Source organism: Citrobacter sp. Igbk 17, assembly GCF_028069775.1.
GTDB lineage: Bacteria > Pseudomonadota > Gammaproteobacteria > Enterobacterales > Enterobacteriaceae > Citrobacter.
Genome location: NZ_JANEWI010000002.1, coordinates 85,649 through 108,911 on the forward strand (window position 1 = coordinate 85,649; position 23,263 = coordinate 108,911).

26 protein-coding genes are annotated in these 23,263 nt (G+C 54.5%); 23 read left to right on the forward strand and 3 right to left on the reverse strand.

Features of this window, described 5'->3' with window-relative positions; all coding sequences use genetic code 11:
- Positions 1–37 precede the first annotated feature (37 nt).
- On the reverse strand, positions 38–409 hold the full coding sequence (locus tag NNO08_RS01560) for a DUF2500 domain-containing protein (protein ID WP_202037522.1): 372 nt from the start codon (positions 407–409) through the stop codon (positions 38–40).
- A gap of 141 nt (positions 410–550) precedes the next feature.
- Here NNO08_RS01560 and NNO08_RS01565 point away from each other — a divergent pair, with 141 nt between their 5' ends.
- Both NNO08_RS01565 and zntA read left to right on the forward strand, forming a co-directional pair.
- Positions 551–1,177, forward strand: coding sequence for a lysoplasmalogenase (locus NNO08_RS01565; RefSeq protein WP_271456038.1), 627 nt, complete (start codon positions 551–553; stop codon positions 1,175–1,177).
- 75 nt (positions 1,178–1,252) lie between these two features.
- Positions 1,253–3,451, forward strand: coding sequence for a Zn(II)/Cd(II)/Pb(II) translocating P-type ATPase ZntA (zntA, locus tag NNO08_RS01570; protein ID WP_271456039.1), 2,199 nt, complete (start codon positions 1,253–1,255; stop codon positions 3,449–3,451).
- Positions 3,452–3,549: 98 nt separating this feature from the next.
- On the opposite strand, the gene tusA is transcribed toward zntA, so the two are convergent.
- Positions 3,550–3,795 carry a sulfurtransferase TusA gene (gene tusA / locus NNO08_RS01575; RefSeq protein ID WP_003827551.1) on the reverse strand — a complete coding sequence of 82 codons (246 nt, stop codon included), beginning with the start codon at positions 3,793–3,795 and terminating at the stop codon, positions 3,550–3,552.
- Positions 3,796–3,963: 168 nt separating this feature from the next.
- Here tusA and NNO08_RS01580 point away from each other — a divergent pair, with 168 nt between their 5' ends.
- Both NNO08_RS01580 and NNO08_RS01585 read left to right on the forward strand, forming a co-directional pair.
- Positions 3,964–4,629, forward strand: coding sequence for a 7-cyano-7-deazaguanine/7-aminomethyl-7-deazaguanine transporter (locus NNO08_RS01580; protein ID WP_005121575.1), 666 nt, complete (start codon positions 3,964–3,966; stop codon positions 4,627–4,629).
- A 72-nt stretch (positions 4,630–4,701) separates the two neighbouring features.
- Positions 4,702–5,259: a DcrB family lipoprotein gene (locus NNO08_RS01585; RefSeq protein WP_005121574.1), complete on the forward strand. Its 558-nt coding sequence runs from the start codon at positions 4,702–4,704 to the stop codon at positions 5,257–5,259.
- A gap of 3 nt (positions 5,260–5,262) precedes the next feature.
- On the opposite strand, the gene NNO08_RS01590 is transcribed toward NNO08_RS01585, so the two are convergent.
- Positions 5,263–6,480, reverse strand: coding sequence for an MFS transporter (locus NNO08_RS01590; RefSeq protein ID WP_271448690.1), 1,218 nt, complete (start codon positions 6,478–6,480; stop codon positions 5,263–5,265).
- A gap of 133 nt (positions 6,481–6,613) precedes the next feature.
- On the opposite strand from NNO08_RS01590, the gene NNO08_RS01595 reads away from it, so the two are divergent.
- The 19 genes from NNO08_RS01595 to NNO08_RS01685 all read left to right on the forward strand — a co-directional run bounded on the left by NNO08_RS01595 (position 6,614) and on the right by NNO08_RS01685 (position 23,263).
- Positions 6,614–7,660: an AI-2E family transporter gene (locus NNO08_RS01595; RefSeq protein WP_202037518.1), complete on the forward strand. Its 1,047-nt coding sequence runs from the start codon at positions 6,614–6,616 to the stop codon at positions 7,658–7,660.
- A gap of 472 nt (positions 7,661–8,132) precedes the next feature.
- Positions 8,133–8,510 carry a hypothetical protein gene (locus tag NNO08_RS01600; protein WP_122973906.1) on the forward strand — a complete coding sequence of 126 codons (378 nt, stop codon included), beginning with the start codon at positions 8,133–8,135 and terminating at the stop codon, positions 8,508–8,510.
- A gap of 68 nt (positions 8,511–8,578) precedes the next feature.
- Positions 8,579–9,640 (forward strand): class I SAM-dependent methyltransferase, encoded by a 1,062-nt coding sequence (locus NNO08_RS01605; RefSeq protein WP_137381983.1) that lies wholly within the window; start codon positions 8,579–8,581, stop codon positions 9,638–9,640.
- Positions 9,641–9,680: 40 nt separating this feature from the next.
- Positions 9,681–10,403: a beta-ketoacyl synthase chain length factor gene (locus NNO08_RS01610; protein WP_271456040.1), complete on the forward strand. Its 723-nt coding sequence runs from the start codon at positions 9,681–9,683 to the stop codon at positions 10,401–10,403.
- Positions 10,400–11,215, forward strand: coding sequence for a lysophospholipid acyltransferase family protein (locus NNO08_RS01615; protein WP_271448692.1), 816 nt, complete (start codon positions 10,400–10,402; stop codon positions 11,213–11,215). The genes NNO08_RS01610 and NNO08_RS01615 overlap by 4 nt, the downstream gene beginning before the upstream one ends.
- Positions 11,196–11,453 carry a phosphopantetheine-binding protein gene (locus tag NNO08_RS01620; protein WP_048213596.1) on the forward strand — a complete coding sequence of 86 codons (258 nt, stop codon included), beginning with the start codon at positions 11,196–11,198 and terminating at the stop codon, positions 11,451–11,453. The genes NNO08_RS01615 and NNO08_RS01620 overlap by 20 nt, the downstream gene beginning before the upstream one ends.
- Positions 11,454–11,465: 12 nt before the next feature.
- Positions 11,466–11,717, forward strand: coding sequence for an acyl carrier protein (locus NNO08_RS01625; protein WP_005121566.1), 252 nt, complete (start codon positions 11,466–11,468; stop codon positions 11,715–11,717).
- A gap of 6 nt (positions 11,718–11,723) precedes the next feature.
- Positions 11,724–12,305 (forward strand): hypothetical protein, encoded by a 582-nt coding sequence (locus NNO08_RS01630; protein WP_202037516.1) that lies wholly within the window; start codon positions 11,724–11,726, stop codon positions 12,303–12,305.
- Complete coding sequence (locus tag NNO08_RS01635) at positions 12,302–13,663, forward strand: AMP-binding protein (protein ID WP_271456041.1); 1,362 nt, start codon at positions 12,302–12,304, stop codon at positions 13,661–13,663. Before NNO08_RS01630 ends, NNO08_RS01635 begins: the two co-directional genes overlap by 4 nt.
- Positions 13,650–14,003 (forward strand): ApeI family dehydratase, encoded by a 354-nt coding sequence (locus tag NNO08_RS01640; protein WP_271456042.1) that lies wholly within the window; start codon positions 13,650–13,652, stop codon positions 14,001–14,003. The genes NNO08_RS01635 and NNO08_RS01640 overlap by 14 nt, the downstream gene beginning before the upstream one ends.
- On the forward strand, positions 13,994–15,685 hold the full coding sequence (locus NNO08_RS01645; RefSeq protein ID WP_271456043.1) for a glycosyltransferase family 2 protein: 1,692 nt from the start codon (positions 13,994–13,996) through the stop codon (positions 15,683–15,685). The genes NNO08_RS01640 and NNO08_RS01645 overlap by 10 nt, the downstream gene beginning before the upstream one ends.
- 3 nt (positions 15,686–15,688) lie before the next feature.
- A complete protein-coding gene (locus tag NNO08_RS01650) occupies positions 15,689–16,111 on the forward strand; it encodes an acyl-CoA thioesterase (protein WP_045448568.1) in 423 nt (140 codons plus the stop codon).
- Entirely contained in the window at positions 16,108–16,713 is a 606-nt protein-coding gene (locus NNO08_RS01655; RefSeq protein WP_271456044.1) for a LolA family protein, read from the forward strand. The genes NNO08_RS01650 and NNO08_RS01655 overlap by 4 nt, the downstream gene beginning before the upstream one ends.
- A complete protein-coding gene (locus tag NNO08_RS01660; protein WP_271456045.1) occupies positions 16,682–19,000 on the forward strand; it encodes an MMPL family transporter in 2,319 nt (772 codons plus the stop codon). The genes NNO08_RS01655 and NNO08_RS01660 overlap by 32 nt, the downstream gene beginning before the upstream one ends.
- The gene (locus NNO08_RS01665) at positions 18,997–19,665 is read left to right on the forward strand and encodes a DUF3261 domain-containing protein (RefSeq protein WP_271441304.1); all 669 of its coding nucleotides are present in this window, start codon (positions 18,997–18,999) and stop codon (positions 19,663–19,665) included. The genes NNO08_RS01660 and NNO08_RS01665 overlap by 4 nt, the downstream gene beginning before the upstream one ends.
- Before the next feature lies 1 nt (position 19,666).
- Positions 19,667–20,836 (forward strand): beta-ketoacyl-[acyl-carrier-protein] synthase family protein, encoded by a 1,170-nt coding sequence (locus NNO08_RS01670; RefSeq protein WP_271448697.1) that lies wholly within the window; start codon positions 19,667–19,669, stop codon positions 20,834–20,836.
- Positions 20,833–21,309, forward strand: coding sequence for an ApeP family dehydratase (locus tag NNO08_RS01675; RefSeq protein ID WP_271456046.1), 477 nt, complete (start codon positions 20,833–20,835; stop codon positions 21,307–21,309). Before NNO08_RS01670 ends, NNO08_RS01675 begins: the two co-directional genes overlap by 4 nt.
- Positions 21,306–22,037 (forward strand): 3-ketoacyl-ACP reductase FabG2, encoded by a 732-nt coding sequence (locus NNO08_RS01680; RefSeq protein WP_271456047.1) that lies wholly within the window; start codon positions 21,306–21,308, stop codon positions 22,035–22,037. The genes NNO08_RS01675 and NNO08_RS01680 overlap by 4 nt, the downstream gene beginning before the upstream one ends.
- Positions 22,034–23,263 carry a beta-ketoacyl-ACP synthase gene (locus tag NNO08_RS01685; protein ID WP_271441300.1) on the forward strand — a complete coding sequence of 410 codons (1,230 nt, stop codon included), beginning with the start codon at positions 22,034–22,036 and terminating at the stop codon, positions 23,261–23,263. The genes NNO08_RS01680 and NNO08_RS01685 overlap by 4 nt, the downstream gene beginning before the upstream one ends.

Consider the following 23,263-nt stretch of genomic DNA (forward strand, 5'->3'; position numbering starts at 1 on the left):
TTTACCGGGCCTACGGACTTGTAGGCCGGATAAGGCATCAGCCGCCATCCGGCATTCGTTGGGTAAAATCAACAAAACGCGAACCCTTGTAGCTCAGCGTGCCTTTGTCGCCAACCGTTAACGCATGATACTGCTGGGCATCAAGGCGAAAGGTCTGCTCCAGGCCGCCGCTTTGCGGTTTGAAGCTGGCTTCATAGCGCATGCTGGTGCCCGCTGGCGTCACTTCCTGTTGACGTGAACGCCGGTCATTTAGCGGCTTCTCTCGCTTATTACTCACCACCACCCTCTTTTGCACCAACGGTGCAGCATCATTTTCCGCTTTTTCCCGCCGCTGCTGGACAAAGCGAAACGACGCGGCAATAACGATTAAGACAATGATCACAATAAAAAAAAGGGGTGGCTTACTCATATTATTAACCCATCAGAAAATGCGGAAATAAGCATACCTTGCCTGTTATGGTGTTGTCATCTGGCGGTATCGGACTCTACACTGGTCAATAGAGCCGTAAGCACCCCGCTTACGAAAAAATAACGAATTCAAGGAACTAAGATGCTTTGGTCGTTTATCGCTGTTTGTCTTTCCGCATGGTTGTTCGTGGATGCTTCCTATCGTGGGCCCGCCTGGCAACGCTGGGTCTTTAAACCCCTGACGTTATTGCTCCTGCTGCTGCTGGCCTGGCAGGCGCCAATGTTTAACGCCATCAGCTACCTGGTACTGGCCGGCTTGCTTGCCTCGCTGCTGGGTGATGCGTTGACGCTATTGCCACGTCAACGTCTGTTGTACGCCATTGGCGCGTTTTTCCTGTCACACCTGCTGTATACCATTTACTTCGCCAGCCAAATGACGCTGTCGTTCTTCTGGCCTTTACCGCTGGTGCTGCTGGTGTTAGGTGCGTTGCTGATCGCCGTGATCTGGACACGTCTGGAAGAACTGCGTATCGCCATATGTACTTTTGTCGGTATTACTCTGATGATGGTCTGGATGGCAGGTGAACTGTGGTTCTTCCGCCCGACGGCTCCGGCGCTGTCAGCATTTTTGGGGGCCTCATTACTGTTCATTGGCAACTTTGTCTGGCTGGGGAGCCATTACCGTTACCGCTTCCGCGCGGATAACGCGATTGCGGCGGCTTGCTACTTCGCTGGGCATTTCCTGATTGTTCGTTCGCTGTATCTTTAAAAACCCTTGACTCTGGAGTCGACTCCAGAGTGTATCCTCCGGTTAATACGAAATGATTATCAATCGGAGGATGCCATGTCGACACCAGAGGCCAATGGCAAAAAAGCCCCACAGTTTTCTTCATTCAAGCTCGCGCCTACACCGCAGAAAGCTGATGACTGCTGCTGTGAAGGCAGTTGCTCAACCCCACCACCCGTTTCTGCAACCGTAATAGGTACTCGCTATTCCTGGAAAGTGGCGGGCATGGACTGTGCGGCCTGCGCCCGAAAAGTAGAGAATGCGGTCCGCCAGGTCAGCGGCGTTAACCAGGTCCAGGTTCTGTTCGCCACTGAAAAACTGGTGGTGGATGCCGGTTACGATGTCCGCCAGCAAATTGAAAGCGCAGTGCAGAAAGCCGGCTACACTCTGCGTGATGAGCAGGCGCCAGAAGAAGCCCCCGAATCACGGTTTAAAGAAAACCTGCCACTGATTTCATTGATTATCATGATGGCCATCAGTTGGGGACTGGAGCAGTTCAATCACCCCTTCGGCCAGATAGCCTTTATCGCCACCACACTGGTGGGTCTGTACCCCATTGCACGTCAGGCGCTGCGCCTGATGAAGACCGGTAGCTACTTTGCCATTGAAACGCTGATGAGCGTCGCCGCCATCGGAGCATTGTTTATCGGTGCAACGGCGGAAGCGGCCATGGTACTGCTGTTGTTTTTAATTGGTGAACGCCTGGAAGGATGGGCTGCCAGCCGCGCCCGTAAAGGGGTCAGCGCGCTAATGGCGCTGAAGCCGGAAACCGCCACGCGTCTGCGTAACGGCGAGCGCGAAGAGGTGGCCATTAACACCCTCCAGCCAGGCGACATCATTGAAGTTGCCGCCGGAGGACGTTTACCCGCCGACGCTAAACTGGTTTCGGGTTTTGCCAGCTTTGATGAAAGCGCATTGACAGGTGAATCTATTCCGGTTGAGCGAGCATTGGGCGAAAAAGTCCCGGCAGGTGCCACCAGCGTAGACCGACTGGTCACTCTCGAGGTTCTCTCTGAACCCGGTGCCAGTGCGATTGACCGTATTTTGAAACTGATTGAAGAGGCCGAAGAGCGTCGCGCCCCTATAGAGCGTTTTATTGATCGCTTCAGCCGGATTTATACCCCGGCCATCATGGCGATTGCCTTGCTGGTCACGCTCGTACCGCCGCTGCTGTTTGCCGCTTCCTGGCAGGAATGGATTTATAAAGGGCTAACGCTGCTGCTGATCGGTTGTCCGTGTGCACTGGTTATTTCAACCCCTGCCGCAATCACTTCCGGATTAGCCGCAGCGGCGCGTCGCGGGGCGTTAATCAAAGGCGGTGCCGCCCTGGAACAGTTGGGCAGAGTCACGCAGGTGGCGTTTGATAAAACCGGCACCCTGACCGTCGGTAAACCGCGCGTCACGGCGATTCATCCGGCAAGCGGGCTAGACGAAGCCGAACTGCTGGCGTTGGCAGCGGCAGTTGAACAAGGCGCAACGCATCCGCTGGCCCAGGCCATTGTCCGTGAAGCACAGACGCGTGAACTGAGTATTCCGTTGGCGACAGAACAGCGTGCGCTGGTTGGCTCAGGGATTGAAGCACAGGTAAACGGCGAGCGCGTACTGATTTGCGCGGCAGGCAAACATCCTGCTGATGCCTTTGCCGGGCAGATAAGCGAACTGGAAAGCGCAGGCCAAACCGTCGTGCTGGTCGTGCGTAACGATGCCGTTCTCGGCGTACTGGCCTTGCAGGACACGCTGCGCGACGATGCCCGCACCGCCATCAGCGAGCTGAATCAACTCGGTGTGAAAGGGGTGATCCTGACCGGCGACAATCCTCGCGCAGCCGCCGCTATTGCCGCTGAACTGGGGCTTGAATTCAAAGCGGGGCTATTACCGGAAGACAAGGTACAGTCCGTTACCCAGCTCAACCAACTGTCACCACTGGCGATGGTCGGCGATGGGATCAACGACGCTCCGGCGATGAAAGCCGCCACCATCGGCATTGCCATGGGTAGCGGAACCGATGTTGCGCTGGAAACTGCCGATGCGGCCCTGACGCATAACCGTCTGCGTGGCCTAGTGCAAATGATCCAGTTGGCGCGCGCAACCCACGCCAATATTCGACAAAATATTGCGATTGCGTTGGGTCTGAAAGGGATTTTCCTTGTTACCACGCTGCTGGGGATAACCGGATTGTGGCTGGCAGTACTGGCAGATACGGGGGCAACAGTGCTGGTAACCGCCAACGCGCTGCGGTTGTTGCGTAAAGGATAGTGCCTGTTTCTCGCCTGATGGTGCTTCGCTTATCAGGCCTACAGGTTACACCGCCCTTGTAGGCCGGATAAGCGTTAGCGCCATCCGGCATAACAAGATTACTGCCCTTTGCGCACTAAATAGCGGTACGGCAGCGAGTCGGTCTCTTTGGCCACCAGTTCATGTTCCATAAAAGTACAGAAGCCGGGAATATCGCGGGTTGTCGCCGGATCGTCTGCAACAATCAGCAGCGTCTCACCGGCCTGCATACCACGCACGGTTTTACGCACCATCATGACGGGCTCCGGGCAGCGCAGCCCCTGCGCATCAAGAGTATGGTCGGGAGAAGTAAACAGATCGCTCATCGTAGTCTCATTCATACAAAAACGGCGTTATTTTACGCTCTGTTGTGGCGTAAGCCAATCAGGTTAACGATTGCGTGAAAAACAACCATTGCAATGTGTTTTTAAAGCAGTATCATGCGACGGTTTTTTATTGGGTTCCCTCACCCCATCCAACAAAAAGGTCACAATATGACTCCGTTTACACAAAATCAGCGCGTAAAAGCGTTGTTCTGGCTATCGCTATTTCATCTGCTGGTGATCACCTCCAGCAACTATCTGGTGCAGCTTCCGATCTCCATCTTTGGTTTTCATACCACCTGGGGCGCGTTTAGCTTTCCGTTTATTTTCCTCGCGACCGATCTGACCGTGCGTATCTTTGGCGCACCGCTGGCAAGACGCATCATCTTTGCCGTGATGGTTCCTGCGTTGCTGATCTCCTATGGCGTGTCTTCACTGTTCTATATGGGTTCCTGGCAAGGTTTTGATGCGCTGCTGCACTTTAACCTGTTTGTCGCCCGTATCGCTGCCGCCAGTTTTATGGCTTACGCGCTGGGACAAATTCTGGATGTGCACGTCTTTAACCGCCTGCGTCAGAACCGTCGCTGGTGGCTCGCGCCTACGGCCTCAACGCTGTTTGGCAACATCAGCGATACGCTGGCGTTCTTCTTTATCGCCTTCTGGCGCAGCCCGGATGCCTTTATGGCCGAGCACTGGATGGAAATCGCGCTTGTCGATTACTGCTTCAAAGTGCTGATCAGCATTATTTTCTTCCTGCCGATGTATGGCGTGTTGCTGAATATGTTGCTGAAAAGGCTGGCAGATAAATCTGAAATCTCTGCATTGCAGACGAGTTAAAGGTTCATTTTCCGAGTTGTGATAAGATGGACGAATGAGCCGTTATGGCCGTTTATCGAAAGGAAGAAGTCAATGCGCAATCTGGTTAAATATGTCGGTATTGGCCTGCTGGTTATGGGGCTTGCGGCCTGTGATAATAGCGATACAAAAGCGCCAGCAGAGGGTGCTGCCGCACAAAGCAGCGCCGCCGGACAACCGGTTAACCTGCTCGACGGCAAACTCAGTTTTTCCCTGCCGGCAGACATGACCGATCAGAGCGGCAAGCTGGGCACTCAGGCCAACAACATGCACGTTTATTCTGACGCAACCGGCCAGAAAGCGGTGATTGTGATTGTCGGTGACGATACCAGTGAAGCACTGCCTGTACTGGCAAAACGTCTGGAAGATCAGCAGCGTAGCCGTGACCCGCAACTGCAGGTGGTCACTAACAAGTCCATTGAGCTGAAAGGCCACACGCTTCAGCAGTTAGACAGCATCATTTCAGCGAAAGGCCAGACTGCCTACTCCTCCGTGGTGTTGGGCAAAGTGGACAACCAACTGCTGACCCTGCAAATCACGCTGCCAGCTGATGATCAACAGAAAGCACAGACCACGGCAGAAAACATCATTAACACGCTGGTTATCCAGTAATCGTTAAGACGATGATGCGGCCTCCGGTGACACCACCTGAGGCCGTTTTTTTAACCGCCATGTCAGCAATAACGCCACCGCCACCAGCCCTGCGGCCGCCAGATAGATAACCGGTACACCCGCCCACGTCATCACCAGTCCCGCCAAAGGCCCGGTGACACCCAGCGACAAATCCATAAATACCGTATAGGTCGCCAGTGCCGCGCCCTGATTCTGCTGCGGGACCGCTTTTACCGCGACCACACCCAGCGCCGGGAAGACTAACGAGAACCCTGCGCCGGCCAGTAGCACGCCGATTTTCGCCATCCACGGCATGGAAGCCATCCCGACCAGCAACAGCCCAACAATTTCGACGCTAAAGCAGATCATCGCGACATTCAGCCCACCTAATCGGTTGATGCCATTTGGGAATAGCAGACGAGTACCGACAAACGTGCAGCTAAATAGCGTCAGCGCGAATGCCGCGCCGTCCCAGCCTTTCGCGTCGTAAAACAGGGTAATAAACGTGGCGATCACCCCAAAGCCGGCAGAGGCCAACGCCAGTGCCATACCGTACGGCCAGACTCGTCCAAGCACCGCGCGAAACGGTAACGGTTTGCCTTTACTGGCTTTCACTGCCGGACGCGGCAGCGCCAGCAATATTGCCAGCAGCGCCACGGCCATCACGGTCAGCGCCAGCCCCTGTAAGCCACCCCAGGCGTAGCACAGCACCCCCAACGGCGCACCGATCGCCATCGCCCCATAGGTGACAATACCGTTCCATGAAATCACCCGTCCAATGTGCATTGAGCCAACCACCCCAACGCCCCACAATGTAGAGCCGGTCCCGGCAAAGCTTTGCCCGATGCCCAGAATCACGCGCCCCAGGCACAGCAGTAATAAACTGGCCAGCGGCCAACCATGAGCGCTCCCTGCCAGCAAATAGCCCAGACCACTTAAAAAACAGCCGCACAGCCCAAATACCACAATCTTTTTCGGCCCCAGCAAATCGGCATAGCGACCGGCATGAGGGCGACTCAACAACGTCGCGAAGTATTGCAGACTGATAACCAGCCCGGCCCAGAAGGCACTAAATCCCATCACATCATGGACATAACCCGGCAAAACCGCGAGCGGGAGGCCGATGGTCAGATAGCTGGCAAAGTTAAACATCACCACGGAGACAATGCGCAGATTGAGGCGCAATCCGCTCAGCGTCGGTTCAGCGACGGGTTCGGGCATGGAGGGTCACCACATATTCACAACAGTGTTTCATTTCTACCATGTTGCAGCCCAGAAATCAGTAACCAGATTAGGAATATCGGCAGCAAGCCAGCCGCTACACTTAATGCAAAAATGCACACAGGAAGAAGACATGACGACCATCCAGCCTGACAAAACAGGTTTGCACATTTTGCTTAAACTGGCCGCGCTGGTGGTGATCCTCGCGGGTATACACGCCGCAGCCGATATCCTTGTGCAGCTACTGCTGGCCCTGTTTTTCGCCATTGTGTTGAACCCCCTGGTAACCTGGTTTATTCGTCGGGGGATCCGTCGCCCGGTAGCCATTACGCTGGTGGTCGTCGTGATGCTCATCGTCCTTACCGCACTGGTTGGTGTCCTGGCATCGTCGATCACAGAATTCATGGCCATGCTGCCCAAGTACAATAAGGAGCTGACGCGCAAAGTCCTGTATCTGCAAGAGATGGTGCCGTTTCTAAATTTGCATATGTCACCAGAGCGCATCCTGCAACGTATCGATTCCGACAAACTCATGACCTTCACAACCACGCTGATGACGAGTCTTTCCGGTGCGATGGCCAGCGTCGTTCTGCTGGTGATGACGGTGGTCTTTATGCTGTTTGAGGTACGTCACGTTCCCTACAAAATGCGCTTTGCGCTGAACAATCCGCAGATCCATATTGCGGGGCTGCATCGGGCATTAAAGGGCGTATCTCATTATCTGGCACTGAAAACGTTACTCAGCTTATGGACTGGCGCCATCGTCTGGCTGGGACTGGCGCTAATGGGCATTCAATTTGCTCTGATGTGGGGCGTGCTGGCCTTCCTGCTCAATTATGTGCCCAATATAGGCTCGGTTATTTCCGCCGTGCCGCCTATGATTCAGGCGTTGCTGTTCAATGGCCTGTACGAGTGCGTGCTGGTCGGCGCGCTGTTTCTGGTGGTGCATATGGTGATTGGCAATATCCTTGAGCCACGTATGATGGGGCATCGCCTGGGATTGTCGACGCTGATCGTTTTCCTGTCCCTGTTGGTGTGGGGATGGCTGCTCGGTCCCGTGGGCATGTTGCTCTCCGTCCCATTAACCAGCGTGTGTAAAATCTGGATGGAAACCACCACCGGTGGCAGCAAACTGGCCATTTTACTTGGTCCCGGCAGACCCAAAAGTCGGCTACCCTGAAAAACTACCAACCGAGGTAGTTTTTATCTTTTTATATGCCCGTTAAACTGATATCCATACAGGTATATATCGCAATTTATCTTAAATAAAGAGTGAAAAGGATTTCATTTTTTAATAAAGAAATTACATAAGTCAACGTACGGATGTCTTTGCCAAACCGCATAAGAATAATGAATCCCCCCATAGCATTTAACTCAAACTATCTGCCTATATTTAAAGGTTATTTTATTTGATACGTTTTATCTAAAAATCTATACTTCTCGCCGATGATTACGCTGAAAAATTTCCGTTGAAGAAAATCACCGAATATTACCATCCGGTAACCTCCGTCGCCTTGCTATCGGACACGTGAAATAAAATGCTAATTTAGCTTAAATAGAATCACAGGTGCTGCAGGGTGATCATTATTTCGAAGCTTATTATTAAACACGTATAAACAGTACTTTGAGAGGGAGTTTTAATGAAACAGTATATTAAGTGGTTTGCGGCCATTGCCGTTGTCGGTGCGCTGGCGGGATGTGCGCGTACTGCGCCGATCGATCAAGTTCACACCAGCGTAAGCGCGGGGCACACTCAGGATCAGGTTAAAACCGCGATTCTGAAAGCGGGCATTCAACGCCAATGGGTCATGTCTGAAGCCGGTCCTGGTGTTATTAAAGCACGCCAACAAACCCGCGACCATGTGGCTGAAGTCCGTATCACCTATACCGCCACCAGCTATGACATTAAATACGACAGCAGCCTTAACCTGCAGGCTTCTGGTGGAAAAATCCATAAAAACTACAACCGCTGGGTACGCAATCTGGATAAAGACATCCAGCTCAATCTGTCAGCCGGTGCCAATCTGTAATTACGCCTAAAGTCGGGCCGAAAAGGCCCGATACTCTTACTCTCTGCCATTTAACAGGTTGTCCCCACATGTACGAACAGGATTCGCTTAGCGCACTGGATGCCATTACTGAAGCACAACGTATCGCCTTTGCCCCTATGCTTTTTCAAACCGCGTTGTGTCTGCGAAATGCGGGAGTACTCACCTGGCTGGACAAGCAAGGTAAACGCGGCGCCACGCTCGACGAAATTACCGAGAACAGCACCATCAACGAATATGCCGCCAGCATCCTGTTGGATATGGGGTTAAGTGGGCGAATCATTACCCACAAAGAAGGATATTATTACCTCGCAAAAGTCGGCCACTTCCTTTTACATGACACAATGACGCGTGTGAATATGGATTTCACCCAGGATGTTTGTTATCAGGGACTGTTCTATCTGGAGAATGCGCTGAAAGAAGGGAAACCCGCGGGATTAAAAATTTTTGGCGACTGGCCAACAATCTATCCTGCACTGTCGCAATTACCCCTGGCTGCGCGTGAAAGCTGGTTCGCTTTCGATCATTACTATTCAGATGGCGCATTTGATGCCGCATTGCCATATGTATTCGCCAGCGCCCCTGCAACCCTGTACGATGTCGGCGGAAATACCGGAAAATGGGCATTACGTTGTTGTCAACATGATGACAATATTGCAGTCACTCTATTAGATTTGCCGCAACAAATTGCACTTGCCCGCGAAAATATCGAAAATGCGGGATTATCCCATCGCATAAATTTCCATGCTGTGGATATGCTTAGCGACTCGCCTTTACCCGCAGAGGCAGATATCTGGTGGATGAGCCAATTTCTGGACTGTTTTTCCCCGGAACAAATTATCGCCATACTGAGCAACATTGCTCGGGTGATGAAACCGGGCGCGAAGCTGTGCATTATGGAACTGTTTTGGGATGCCCAAAAATTTGAAGCGGCCTCATTTAGCCTGAATGCGTCTTCGCTTTATTTTACCTGTATGGCGAATGGCAACAGCCGTTTCTACAGCGTAGAGAAGTTTTATCACTATCTGAATCAGGCAGGTTTTCAGGTAGATGAACGCCACGACAACTTAGGTGTTGGGCATACTTTATTGATATGTCAGAAGAAAAAATAAGAAACAATCGGAACAACCGATTTACCGCGGATACGCGTTGATGAAATTTGCATTCAACATTATCGACTGGCAGGCCAAGGCGCCAGGGTTAAGTGAAACAGAACAGTGGCAGGAATGGTCACGGTTTTCGCACGCCATCGATCCCACCGCGCCATTGGCTAAACCCAGCGAGTTACCAATGATGACGGCTCGCCGCCTCAGCTCCGGTAGTAAACTGGCCGTTGATTGCGGGCTGGCGATGCTACGCCGTCATGATATCGACGCCGTGTTGTACACCAGCCGCCATGGTGAACTGGAGCGTAACTACAGGATCCTGCACGCTCTGGCGACTGAGCAGGCACTCTCACCGACCGATTTCGCCCTCTCTGTGCATAATTCTGCGGTGGGAAACCTGACCATTGCCGCGAAAAAACCGATTGTCTCCTCCTCGCTTTCTGCTGGCAGGGATACGTTCCAGCAGGGGCTGTGCGAAATCATCGGGCTGTTGCAGGCGGGATATCAGCGCGTATTGATGGTCGATTTCGACGGTTTTCTGCCCGAGTTTTATCATCCACAGTTACCGCCTGATATGCCGACATGGCCGTTTGCCGTTGCACTGGTGATTGAGTCCGGTGATCGCTGGCAATGCGAAACCCGTCCACACCGCGCGCAAGGTGAGACGCCATTGCCACAAAGCCTGTTGTTTTTACAACATTATTTGCAAGATACCGCGGCGTTTACCCTGCCAGGCGAGCGCGTACAGTGGCAGTGGAGTCAGGGATGAACACGATTTTCCTGCGGCTTAATTGGGTATGGCGACTGGTGATGACCGGTTTTTGCTTTGCCCTGTTTGGCCTCGGCGGACTGCTCCTTTCTACCGTCTGGTTTAACGTATTGCTCATCGCAGTATGGGATAAAGCCCGGCGTCGGCGTATCGCCAGACGCAGCATTGCTGCCAGTTTTCGCCTTTTTTTAACGGTGGTAAAGCGACTTGGCGTGCTGGATTACCAGATTGCAGGACGAGACATTTTACGCAACGAAAAAGGGTGCCTGGTCGTTGCCAATCATCCGACGCTCATCGACTACGTGCTACTGGCCTCGGTCATGCCAGAAACCGACTGTCTGGTAAAAAGCGCATTACTAAAGAACCCGTTTCTCGGCGGCGTGGTCCGGGCAGCAGATTATCTGATTAACAGTCAGGCTGATGCGCTGTTACCCGCGTGCCAGCAACGTCTGGAACAAGGTGATACCATTTTAATTTTCCCCGAGGGAACCCGTACACGCCCCGGAGAGGAAATGACGTTACAGCGTGGTGCGGCGAATATCGCCGTACGCTGCAGCAGCGATTTACGCATCGTAACCATTAACTGCAGCGAACAAATGCTGGATAAAGAAAGCAAATGGTACGACGTCCCATCGATAAAGCCCATGTTCACCATTTCAGTACACGAACGGGTTAAGATCGATCAATTTTACGACGCAAATTCACAAGAACCGGCGCTGGCCGCAAGGCAGTTGAACCGGCATCTTTTGCTTCAATTACAACCAGGTACTTTACCTCTTTCAGGAATTAATGATGCAAGCGCTTTATCTTGAAATCAAAAATCTCATTATAACGACATTGAATCTCGACGAACTGACAGCTGACGATATTGATACCGAAGCGGCACTCTTTGGCGATGGATTAGGTCTGGACTCAATCGACGCCCTGGAGCTGGGGCTGGCGGTGAAAAACGAGTATGGCGTGGTCCTCTCAGCAGAGAGCGAAGAAATGCGTCAGCACTTCTTCTCCGTCGCCACGCTGGCATCGTTCATTCACGCGCAACGTGCCTGAGGATAGTCCGTTATGACCGAACAAAAAGCCATTTACGAAGAAGTCTCCTCACTGCTGGTCAAGCTGTTTGAAGTCGACCCGCAGGACATTAAGCCTGAGGCGCGCCTGTACGAAGATCTGGAACTCGACAGCATCGACGCCGTCGACATGATCGTGCATCTGCAAAAGAAAACCGGTAAGAAAATCAAGCCGGAAGAGTTCAAAGCAGTACGCACCGTACAAGATGTCGTCGACGCGGTAGAACGCCTTCTCAAAGAAGCGTAATTCACCGTGTCGGGCACTCGCTCGCTGCCAGTCGTACAACTGCTAACAGGCCTACTGTTGTTGGCCTGGCCGTTTTTGATCTGGTTTGGCCTTGCGCATAACAGTCTGCACTGGTTGCTACCGTTGATGGCGCTACTCCTTTTTTTACGCTTTCGCCAGACCCGGCGACAGGCGGGGCCGTTGCGCGTCGTGACACAGGTCGTGGCGGTCGCGGGTATCACGTTGTGCATTGCCAGTTATCTGCTCAAAACGCATCAGTTGCTGCTGTTTTACCCGGTAGTGGTAAACGGCGTCATGCTGTCGGTATTTGGTGGTTCTCTGTGGTCCGCGATGCCCATTGTTGAACGCCTGGCGCGGCTGCGCGACCCAAATCTGCCCGAGGCAGGAGTACGCTACACACGCCGTGTGACACAAATCTGGTGCGCCTTTTTCATCATCAATGGCAGCGTTGCGCTCTTTACCGCACTGAATGGCGATATGACCCTGTGGACGACCTGGAACGGTATGGTTTCCTATCTGCTGATGGGAACATTGATGGTCGGCGAGTGGTTAGTTCGCCAACTAGTGATAAAACGAGATACCCAATGAAGCAGCCCCTCACACTTGCTCAATGGCTCTGTGACCTACGCCCAAACGACGTTCCTGTTGCGTGGCAGGAAGAGCATACCTGGACGCTGGGTCATCTGCGCCACGATGTGGCCCAGTTGATAACGTACCTGCAGCGGCAGGAAGGTGAACGCTGGGCATTGTGCTTCGAGAACAGCTATTTATTTATCGTCGCGCTGCTGGCCACGCTACATGCTGGCAAAACGCCAGTGATCCCTGGGCATTGTCGCGTTTCGTTGTTAAACGAGCAGCACAGGCTGTTTGACGGGGTACTGAGCGATAAAGCGCTGGAGTGGCAGGGAGTGCTGCGGGTGGTCAGTTCTGCCATGACACCCGTGACCCACGACATCACGTTTCCGGCAATACGCAGCGACGCTTTTGTGGAGCTGTTCACTTCCGGTTCGACCGGCCAGCCGAAACGCGTGATCAAACCGATCGCTCGCCTGGATAGCGAAGCGGCATTGCTCGCGACGCGCTTTGCCGATCGTCTGGCAGGTTGCCGGGTGGTCGCATCAGTGGTTCCGCAACATCTGTATGGTCTGACGTTCCGTATCTTCTTGCCGATGGCCTTAGGTCTGCCGCTGCACGCGGCAATGCTTTGGTATGCCGAACAACTGGCGGCGTTGAGCTCTGATCATCGGTATGCGTTTATCAGCAGTCCGGCGTTTCTGAAACGCCTCGACCACCACCTGGCACCGCCGCCGGTCGAACTGATACTGTCTGCGGGTGGTATGCTGCCCTGGCAAGACGTCACCCAGGCTGCTGACTGGCTGAATGTCTGGCCCGATGAGATCTACGGCAGCACTGAAACCGGCATCCTTGCGTGGCGTTATCGCCGTCAAGATGATGTGGCATGGCTGCCTTTTCCCGGCGTCAGATTTCAACCAGAAAATGACGCATTTCGCGTATTTTCACCGCTAATTGCCGCTGATGATGGCCTGTTGCTGGATGATATTCTGCAATTTACTGAAAACGGTCAGTTTCGCCTAATGGGCAGGCGTGGGCGAGTCGTCAAGATTGAAGAGAAACGCATTTCACTCAGCGAAGTGGAGCAACGCTTGCTGGCGCTGGACGGTATCCGTGACGTCGCGGCATTGCCGGTCTCACGCGGGGGGCGCCAGGGCGTTGGCGTCCTGCTGGTACTGGATGACAAAGCCCATCAACGCTGGCTCGCGTGCGGAGGAAAACCGCAAGAACTGACCTGGCGACGTTCGCTGTTGCCCTGGCTGGAGCCGGTCGCCGTTCCCCGCTACTGGCGGGTGATTGATGAGATTCCAGTCAACAGTATGAACAAGCGTGTCTATGCGCAATTACAGGAGTTATTTCATGAAACCCCATGAAATCGAGCGCCATCAGGCACAGCCTCAACAGGCTGAGATTATTTTACATCTCGACCCTTCGCTGTTTTGGTTTAGCGGGCATTTTGCCGTGCAGCCACTGCTGCCAGGCGTTGCACAACTGGATTGGGCGATGCATTACGCCACCACGTTGCTGGTCCCTGGCTGGCGTTTTCACAGTATTCAGAACGTGAAGTTCCAGTCACCGCTATTGCCTGAAACCACCGTCACCCTGAGCCTGAGCTGGCAGGAAGAACGTCAGATGCTCTCTTTTAGTTACCAGCGCCACGACGGTGAAGCGCGCCATACCGCCAGCAGTGGGAAGATTCGGTTATGCCGCTGACGTTTTCCCCGTGCGTGTTGATCCCCTGCTATAACCACGGCGCGATGATGTCGGGCGTATTGGAGCGTCTTCAGCCGTTCAATCTCCCCTGCATTGTAGTGGACGATGGCAGCGACAAGACCACACAAGACGAACTGGCACGCCTGGCGGCAGAATACCGCAATCTGACGTTAATTCGCCTGCCGGTCAACGCAGGCAAAGGCGCGGCGGTAATTAGCGGAATACAGGCGGCGGCAGATGCCGGGTTCAGTCATGCCGTGCAGGTCGATGCCGACGGGCAGCATGCCATTGAAGATATTCCCAGGCTGCTTGCATTAGCAAAAGAACATCCGACAGCGCTCATTTCCGGGCAACCGATTTACGATGATTCTGTTCCTCGCTCACGCCTGTACGGACGCTGGGTAACCCACATCTGGGTGTGGATAGAAACGCTCTCGTTGCAGCTAAAAGACAGCATGTGTGGTTTCCGTGTGTATCCGGTGGCACCTACACTGCAACTGGCACAGCGCGTGACGCTCGGCAAACGGATGGATTTTGATACCGAAGTGATGGTGCGCCTCTACTGGCAAGGCAACACCAGCTATTTTATCCCAACGCGAGTCACCTATCCGCAGGACGGGCTATCCCATTTCGACGCGCTCAAAGACAATCTGCGCATTTCATTAATGCACACTCGCCTGTTTTTTGGCATGTTGCCGCGTATCCCCTCCCTGCTTTTTCGTCGTTCATCAACACACTGGGCGCAGCAGCAGGAAGTCAAAGGGTTGTGGGGAATGCGTCTGATGCTGCTGGTCTGGCGTTTACTCGGTCGCAAAGCCTTCTCCCTGCTACTGTATCCGGTAGTCGGCGTTTACTGGCTCACCGCATCAACTGCCCGAAAAGCCTCTCAGAGCTGGATTAGCCGCGTACGGGCGCAACTGATCGCACGCCGGATGCCAGTACCGTCAAACCTGACCAGTTATCAGCATTTCCTGCGTTTTGGCGGCGCGATGTTGGATAAGATTGCCAGCTGGCGCGGTGAGCTGCACGTTGGCCGCGATGTTGTTTTTGCACCAGGCGCGGAAGAGACGCTAAATGTCAGCGACCCGCGAGGAAAACTGCTGCTGGCTTCGCATCTGGGCGATGTCGAAGCCTGTCGGGCACTGGCCCAGCTGCAGGGCAGTAAGACAATCAATGCGTTGGTATTTAGCGATAACGCCCAACGCTTTAAACAAATTATGGAAGAAATGGCCCCGCAGGCTGGGTTAAACCTGCTACCGGTGAACGATATCGGCCCGGATACCGCCATTCTGCTCAAAGAGAAACTGGATCGTGGCGAATGGATAGCCATCGTCGGCGATCGCATCGCCGTCACTACCCAACGTGGCGGAGAATGGCGTGTCTGCTGGAGCCGCTTTATGGGGCAAGTTGCGCCATTCCCACAGGGCCCGTTCATTCTTGCGTCTATTTTACGCTGCCCGGTGGATCTGATTTTCGCCCTGCGCCAGCAGGAGAAGCTACATATCCACTGCGAACCGTTTGCTGACCCGCTGCTCTTGCCACGCGCCACCCGACAACAGGCATTACAACATACCGTCGATCGCTACGCCGAACGCCTTGAGCACTATGCACTTCAGTCGCCACTCGACTGGTTTAACTTTTTCGATTTCTGGCAACTGCCGGACACCAAAGACAAGGAGTAAAGGGTGCTTAACGATCCCCGCTTTACGGCTGAAGTCGAGCTGACTATTCCGTTTCACGACGTCGATATGATGGGTGTAGCGTGGCATGGCAACTACTTCCGCTATTTCGAGATTGCCCGTGAGGCACTGCTGAACCAATTCGATTACGGTTATCGGCAGATGAAAGAATCTGGCTATCTGTGGCCCGTGGTCGACACTCGCGTGAAGTATCGCAATGCCCTGACTTTCGAGCAGCGTATCCGTGTACGCGCCCAAATTAAAGAGTTCGAAAATCGCCTGCGTATCGGCTACGAAATTTTTGATGCTGAAACAGGGAAACGCGCCACAACAGGCTACACCATCCAGGTCGCCGTAGACGAAAAAAGCCGTGAACTGTGCTTTGTCAGCCCCGATATTCTGTTTGAACGGATGGGAGTGACACCATGAAATTATGGCCATTGCTCCTGCTGCTCGTCAGCCCTTTCGTCAGTGCTCTGACGCTTGACGCCCTGCAACAGCGTTTTACCGAACAACCGGTGGTTCGCGCCCACTTCGATCAAACCCGGACGATAAAGGATCTGCCGCAGCCGCTACGATCTCAGGGCAACATGCTGATCGCCCGCGACCAGGGCCTGTTATGGGACCAAACCGCGCCGTTCCCGATGCAGTTGCTACTGGATGACAAACGGATGGTTCAGGCGATTAACGGTCAACCTCCGCAGACCATCACCGCGGAGAATAACCCGCAAATGTTCCAGTTTAACCATCTGCTACGGGCGTTATTCCAGGCGGATCGTAAGGTGCTGGAACAAAACTTCCGCGTGGCGTTTGCAGACTTAGGGGACGGGCGCTGGACGCTACGCCTGACGCCAATCACCACCCCGCTGGATAAGATTTTTGCGACGATTGATTTAGCCGGAAAGACCTACCTGGAGAGTATTCAGCTCAATGATAAGCAGGGCGATCGTACCGATATCGCGCTTTCCCAACACCAACTCACGCCAGCGCAACTGACCGATGACGAACGCCAACGCTTTACCGCCCAGTAAACGCCCCGCGCTGCTATGGGGAGCCGCCTGCCTGATTCTGCTTGGCGTCCTGCTGACGCTGCTACCTCAGGCCCGGCTTAACAGCAGCGTGCTGGCCATGTTGCCAAAGCAGACACTGGGGGCCATCCCGCCGAGTCTGAACGAGGGTTTTATGCAGCGCCTTGACCGGCAATTGGTCTGGCTGGTGAGCCCCGGTAAACAACCGGACCCGACGGTGGCGCGCGACTGGCTGGCGCGACTGCAAAAATCGCACGCGCTGGCCCAGGTGAAAGGCCCGATGGATGCCAACAGCCAGCAGGCCTGGGGGGCTTTCTTCTGGCAACATCGTAACGGCCTGATAGATAACGACACCCGCGCCCGTCTGCAAAACGGCGGCGAAGCGCAGGCCCAGTGGATTCTGTCCCAGCTTTACTCGGCGTTCTCCGGCGTCAGCGGCAAAGAGCTACAAAACGACCCTCTCATGCTGATGCGCGGCTCGCAGTTGGCCATGGCTAAAAATGGGCAGCGTTTACGCCTGATGGACGGCTGGCTGGTCACGCAGGACGAGCAAGGCAACTACTGGTATCTGTTACATGGCGAGCTGACCGGTTCATCGTTTGATATGCAACAGACGCACCAATTGGTCACTACACTGAATACGCTGGAAGGTGAGTTCAAAACCCACTATCCGCAGGCACAACTGCTGTCTCGCGGGACGCTGTTCTACAGCGATTACGCCAGCCAGCAGGCGAAACAGGATATCTCGACCCTCGGCATAGCGACCGTGATCGGGGTGATCCTGCTCATCGTGGCCGTGTTTCGTTCGCTGCGTCCGCTGCTGCTGTGCCTGATTTCAATTGGTATTGGCGCGCTGGCGGGAACCGTCGTCACGCTGCTGATTTTTGGCGAGCTCCATCTGATGACGCTGGTGATGAGCATGAGCATCATCGGTATTTCCGCCGACTATACGCTCTACTATTTGACCGAGCGGATGGTGCACGGTGCAGAAACATCGCCATGGCAAAGCCTTGCCAAAGTACGCAATGCCCTGCTCCTGGCACTACTGACCACCGTGGCGGCGTATCTGATTATGATGCTCGCCCCCTTCCCCGGTATTCGCCAGATGGCGGTATTCGCGGCGGTGGGTCTGAGTGCCTCATGTTTGACAGTCATTTTCTGGCACCCCTGGTTGTGTCGTCGCTTGCCGGTGCGCCCGGTTCCGGCAATGGTGCTCATGCTACGCTGGCTTGCCGCCTGGCGGCGGAATAAGACAGTATCCGTTGGCCTGCCGGTGGCGCTGGCATTGTTCTCGTTGGCAGGCATGGCGACGCTACGCGTAGACGATGATATCTCCCAGTTACAGGCGCTGCCGCAGGGCATTCTCGCTCAGGAAAAAGCGATTACCGCCCTGACCGGGCAAAGCGTCGACCAGAAGTGGTTTGTCGTGTACGGCAAATCCGCTCAGCAAACGCTGGAGCGACTGGAAGCCTTTACTCCCGCGCTGGAAGAGGCAAAAAAAGACGGATTACTCAGCGGGTATCGCACCATTCCGCTCAATTCACTCGCCCGGCAGCAGCAGGATCTCACCCTGTTAAAAGATGCCGCGCCCGCCGTCACAAAGGCCTTAAACAGCGCCGGACTGGCAACGGTGAACCCCGATCTTAGCGCCATGCCGGTCACCGTCGATGCCTGGCTTTCCAGCCCGGCCAGTGAGGGCTGGCGCTTGCTGTGGCTGTCGCTGGCGGACGGCGAAAGCAGCGTACTGGTTCCCGTTGAAGGCGTGAAACAAAGTGATGCTTTAAACACACTCAGCACGAAATATTCCGGCGTGGCGTGGGTGGATCGTAAGAGCAGCTTTGACAATCTGTTTGCCCTTTATCGCCATATTCTGACGGGCTTGCTGTGTGTTGCACTGGCAGTAATTGCCTGTGGTGCCGTGATTCGACTTGGCTGGCGTAAGGGCTTAATTAGCCTGGTCCCCTCCGTGTTATCTTTAGGTTGTGGTCTGGCGGTACTGGCCCTGAGTGGCCATGCGCTCAACTTGTTCTCACTGCTGGCATTGGTGTTGGTACTGGGAATTGGCATTAACTACACGCTGTTTTTCAGTAATCCACGCGGTACGCCACTGACGTCACTACTGGCTATCACGCTGGCGATGATGACCACGCTCCTGACGCTCGGCATGCTGGTCTTTAGCGCCACTCAGGCAATCAGCAGTTTTGGCATTGTGCTGGTAAGCGGCATTTTCACCGCCTTCCTGCTGTCACCGCTGGCGATGCCAACGAAAAGAGAGAAGAAAAAACGATGAGTAAACCGATATTTCGTTGGTTGAGTGGGCTTTTGCCGGATGGCGGCATTGTCGGTCAACACCAGCGCATCAATTGTAGGCCGGATAAGCACAGCGCCATCCGGCGGGGCCTGCTCGTCGCCACGTTACTGCTGGCCGGATGCGGCCACTCGCAGCCGGAACAGCAAGGCCGTCCGCAAGCCTGGTTAGAGCCGGGCGCTCGTGTGACGCTACCTGCTCCAGGGATTTCTCCCGCGGTGAATTCACAACAGCTGCTGACCGGAAGTTTTAACGGCAAAACTCAGTCGCTGTTGGTCATGCTTAACGCTGATGATAAGAAAATCACACTGGCCGGCTTGTCATCAGTTGGCATTCGCCTGTTCCTCGTGACTTACGATGAAAAAGGATTGCACACCGAGCAATCGATCATCGTTCCGCAACTGCCGCCCGCCAGTCAGGTGCTGGCTGACGTGATGCTCAGCCATTGGCCAATTAGCGCCTGGCAACCGCAATTACCTCAAGGCTGGAGGCTCGTCGATACGGGTGATACGCGTGAACTGCGCAATAGCCGCGGCAAACTGGTCACGGAAATCACGTATCTGAATCGAAAAGGAAAACGCGAACCGATCAGCATTGAGCAGCACGTATTTAAATACCACATCACCATTCAATACCTGGGTGACTGAGATGATCTACATTTCTGCCGTTGGCATGATTAACGCGTTGGGCAATAACACCGATGAAATCGCAGCCAACCTCACACGTGGCATCGCGCCGGGAATGCGCCCACGCGCGAACTGGCTGCAAGGACACCCACCCGCCGTATTAGCAGGCGTAGACGGTGAGCTGCCCGCGATCCCTCAGCAATTTAGCGCACATCGTTCGCGCAATAACCAGCTACTGCTGGCCGCACTGGCACAAATCCAGCCGCAGGTGGACGACGCTATCACCCGGTTTGGCCGCGATCGTATTGCTGTCGTTCTCGGTACCAGCACCTCCGGTCTGGATGAAGGTGACGTTCACGTTGATCTAATACTCAACGACAAAGAGAGCACCGACTGGCGCTACCCGCAGCAGGAACTGGGCGATCCGTCGCGTTTTCTTAGCCACTGGCTGGCGCTGGATGGCCCGGCCTTTACGCTCTCAACCGCCTGCTCGTCCAGTGCACGGGCTATCATGAGCGGGCGTCGCTTAATCGAATCTGGTCTGGTGGATATTGCCATTGTCGGCGGTGCCGATACGCTAAGCCGAATGCCAATCAACGGATTCCACAGTCTGGAATCGCTCTCCCCAACACGATGCCAGCCGTTTGGCCGCGACCGCAACGGGATCACCATCGGCGAAGGTGCCGCATTGATGGTATTAACCCGCGAGCCACAGCCCATTGCACTCCTGGGCGTCGGCGAATCCAGCGATGCGTACCATATTTCGGCTCCCCACCCGCAGGGAGAAGGTGCCATTCGCGCCATAGGCCAGGCACTTAACGACGCAGGAATGACACCGGAACACGTGGGCTATATCAATCTGCACGGAACGGCCACTCCGCTAAATGATCAAATTGAATCCAACGTCGTGAGCACACTATTTGGCGACACGGTCCCATGCAGCTCGACCAAACACCTGACCGGCCACACGCTGGGCGCTGCGGGGATCACCGAAGCCGCGATCAGTATGCTGATTCTGCAACGCAACCTGCCACTGCCACCGCAGGATTTTAGCCAGTCACCGCGCGATGAAACATTGCCCCCCTGCGGCATCATTGAACAGCCGCAGCCGCTGACTCGTCCAGTAATCTTATCTAACTCGTTCGCCTTCGGCGGTAATAATGCCAGCATCCTGCTCGGGAGAATCTCATGAGCCACTATTTATCACCGGGCGATTATTTACCGCATGATGCACCGATGTTGCTCCTTGAAGAGGTCGTCAGTGTGGCGGACGAAACCGCCACCTGCCACGTGACGGTATCAGCAAACAGCGTACTGGCCCCTTTCCTCGACCCTGATGGCAATTTGCCCGGCTGGTTCGCACTGGAATTAATGGCGCAGACCATTGGCGTCTGGTCTGGCTGGCACCGCCAGCAACACGGTCAGGCGAGTATTGCGTTAGGTATGGTGCTGGGCGCACGCGAGTTAGTCTGTGCTGCGGGTGTTCTACCTGCCGGGAAGAGGCTGAGCATCCATGTCAAATTGCTGATGCAGGATGCACGATTCGGTAGCTTTGAATGCGCCATTCAGGCAGACAACAAGACGCTGGCAACCGGTCGCGTCAACACCTTCCAGCCGACAGCAGAAGAAATTAACACGCTATTTCAACAAGGAGCGTCCACATGAGTCGTTCAGTTTTAGTTACGGGTGCCAGCAAAGGTATCGGTCGCGCCATCGCCAGACAACTGGCGGCAGACGGCTTTGTGGTCGGCGTGCACTATCATCGCGATGCGCAAGGTGCACAAGACACGCTGGAGGCTATCCACGCCGCGGGCGGCACAGGGCGTCTGTTGACGTTTGACGTTGCCAATCGCGAGCAGTGCCGTGAAGTACTGGAGCACGATATTGAGGTTAACGGCGCATGGTACGGTATTGTCAGCAACGCCGGGGTGACGCGTGATGCCGCCTTCCCTGCACTCAGTGATAACGACTGGGATGCGGTGATCCACACCAACCTCGACAGCTTTTACAACGTCATTCATCCGTGCATGATGCCAATGATTAGCGCACGCCAGGGTGGTCGTATCATCACACTGTCTTCGGTATCCGGCGTGATGGGCAACCGCGGTCAGGTTAATTACAGTGCAGCAAAAGCCGGTATTATTGGCGCCACCAAAGCGCTGGCCATCGAACTGGCAAAACGCAAAATTACCGTAAACTGCATTGCACCAGGACTGATTGATACCGGGATGATCGAGATGGAAGAAGCCGCATTGAAAGAGGCGATGTCGATGATCCCCATGAAACGGATAGGTCAGGCTGAAGAAGTGGCCGGGCTTGCCAGCTATTTAATGTCGGATGTGGCGGGCTATGTCACTCGCCAGGTGATTTCCATCAATGGAGGGATGTTATGACACGTCGTGTCGTGATTACAGGCATGGGCGGCGTCACCGCCTTTGGGGAAAACTGGCAGGATGTCTCCGCCAGGCTATTGGCGTATGAAAATGCGGTACGCAAAATGCCGGAGTGGCAGGTTTATGACGGACTGCACACGCTGTTGGGTGCGCCGATCGACAACTTCACGCTGCCGGAACACTATACCCGCAAGCGCATTCGCGCCATGGGTCGCGTGTCGCTGATGTCCACTCGCGCATCAGAACTGGCGTTAGAGCAGGCCGGACTGATTGGCGATCGGGTACTGACCAACGGTGAAACCGGAATAGCATACGGTTCCTCCACAGGCAGCACCGGGCCGGTGAGTGAGTTCGCGACCATGCTGACCGAGAAGCACACCAATAACATCACCGGCACAACCTACGTGCAAATGATGCCGCACACCACGGCCGTTAACACCGGATTATTTTTCGGCCTGCGTGGGCGAGTCATCCCGACATCCAGCGCCTGCACCTCCGGTAGCCAGGCCATTGGTTACGCATGGGAAGCCATCCGTCACGGCTATCAAACGGTGATGGTTGCCGGTGGTGCAGAAGAACTGTGCCCTTCCGAAGCCGCCGTATTTGATACGCTGTTCGCCACCAGCCAGCGCAATGACGAACCGAAAACCACCCCCTCCCCATTCGATGAAAAACGCGATGGCCTGGTCATCGGGGAAGGCGCAGGTACGCTGGTGCTGGAAGAGTTGGAACACGCTAAAGCACGCGGAGCAACGATTTACGGTGAAATCGTCGGCTTTGCCACTAACTGCGATGCTGCCCATATCACCCAGCCACAGCGTGAAACAATGCAGATTTGCATGGAAAAATCGCTGAGCATGGCCGGTATTAGCGCCCAGGATATCGGCTATATTTCAGCGCACGGTACCGCAACCGATCGTGGCGATATTGCAGAAAGTCAGGCGACTGCCGCAATTTATGGTGATAATGTGCCGCTATCCTCGCTTAAAAGCTATTTTGGGCATACCCTTGGCGCTTGTGGCGCACTGGAGGCCTGGATGAGTCTGCAAATGATGCGTGAAGGCTGGTTTGCGCCTACGCTGAATTTGAGTCAACCAGATGCCAATTGTGGCGCGCTGGATTACATTATGGGTGAAGCCCGCAAGATTGATTGCGAGTTTTTGCAGAGCAATAACTTTGCGTTTGGCGGCATCAATACTTCTATCATCATCAAACGTTGGCCGTGA

Coding starts and splice junctions, on each gene's coding strand:
- NNO08_RS01665 (WP_271441304.1), top strand. CDS start 18,997: ATGAGTAAACCGATATTTCGTTGGTTGAGTGGGCTTTTGCCGGATGGC.
- tusA (WP_003827551.1), bottom strand. CDS start 3,795: ATGAGCGATCTGTTTACTTCTCCCGACCATACTCTTGATGCGCAGGGG.
- NNO08_RS01625 (WP_005121566.1), top strand. CDS start 11,466: ATGACCGAACAAAAAGCCATTTACGAAGAAGTCTCCTCACTGCTGGTC.
- NNO08_RS01620 (WP_048213596.1), top strand. CDS start 11,196: ATGCAAGCGCTTTATCTTGAAATCAAAAATCTCATTATAACGACATTG.
- NNO08_RS01615 (WP_271448692.1), top strand. CDS start 10,400: ATGAACACGATTTTCCTGCGGCTTAATTGGGTATGGCGACTGGTGATG.
- NNO08_RS01685 (WP_271441300.1), top strand. CDS start 22,034: ATGACACGTCGTGTCGTGATTACAGGCATGGGCGGCGTCACCGCCTTT.
- NNO08_RS01680 (WP_271456047.1), top strand. CDS start 21,306: ATGAGTCGTTCAGTTTTAGTTACGGGTGCCAGCAAAGGTATCGGTCGC.
- zntA (WP_271456039.1), top strand. CDS start 1,253: ATGTCGACACCAGAGGCCAATGGCAAAAAAGCCCCACAGTTTTCTTCA.
- NNO08_RS01640 (WP_271456042.1), top strand. CDS start 13,650: ATGAAACCCCATGAAATCGAGCGCCATCAGGCACAGCCTCAACAGGCT.
- NNO08_RS01590 (WP_271448690.1), bottom strand. CDS start 6,480: ATGCCCGAACCCGTCGCTGAACCGACGCTGAGCGGATTGCGCCTCAAT.
- NNO08_RS01660 (WP_271456045.1), top strand. CDS start 16,682: ATGACGAACGCCAACGCTTTACCGCCCAGTAAACGCCCCGCGCTGCTA.
- NNO08_RS01655 (WP_271456044.1), top strand. CDS start 16,108: ATGAAATTATGGCCATTGCTCCTGCTGCTCGTCAGCCCTTTCGTCAGT.
- NNO08_RS01560 (WP_202037522.1), bottom strand. CDS start 409: ATGAGTAAGCCACCCCTTTTTTTTATTGTGATCATTGTCTTAATCGTT.
- NNO08_RS01645 (WP_271456043.1), top strand. CDS start 13,994: ATGCCGCTGACGTTTTCCCCGTGCGTGTTGATCCCCTGCTATAACCAC.
- NNO08_RS01605 (WP_137381983.1), top strand. CDS start 8,579: ATGTACGAACAGGATTCGCTTAGCGCACTGGATGCCATTACTGAAGCA.
- NNO08_RS01585 (WP_005121574.1), top strand. CDS start 4,702: ATGCGCAATCTGGTTAAATATGTCGGTATTGGCCTGCTGGTTATGGGG.
- NNO08_RS01580 (WP_005121575.1), top strand. CDS start 3,964: ATGACTCCGTTTACACAAAATCAGCGCGTAAAAGCGTTGTTCTGGCTA.
- NNO08_RS01635 (WP_271456041.1), top strand. CDS start 12,302: ATGAAGCAGCCCCTCACACTTGCTCAATGGCTCTGTGACCTACGCCCA.
- NNO08_RS01675 (WP_271456046.1), top strand. CDS start 20,833: ATGAGCCACTATTTATCACCGGGCGATTATTTACCGCATGATGCACCG.
- NNO08_RS01565 (WP_271456038.1), top strand. CDS start 551: ATGCTTTGGTCGTTTATCGCTGTTTGTCTTTCCGCATGGTTGTTCGTG.
- NNO08_RS01670 (WP_271448697.1), top strand. CDS start 19,667: ATGATCTACATTTCTGCCGTTGGCATGATTAACGCGTTGGGCAATAAC.
- NNO08_RS01610 (WP_271456040.1), top strand. CDS start 9,681: ATGAAATTTGCATTCAACATTATCGACTGGCAGGCCAAGGCGCCAGGG.
- NNO08_RS01595 (WP_202037518.1), top strand. CDS start 6,614: ATGACGACCATCCAGCCTGACAAAACAGGTTTGCACATTTTGCTTAAA.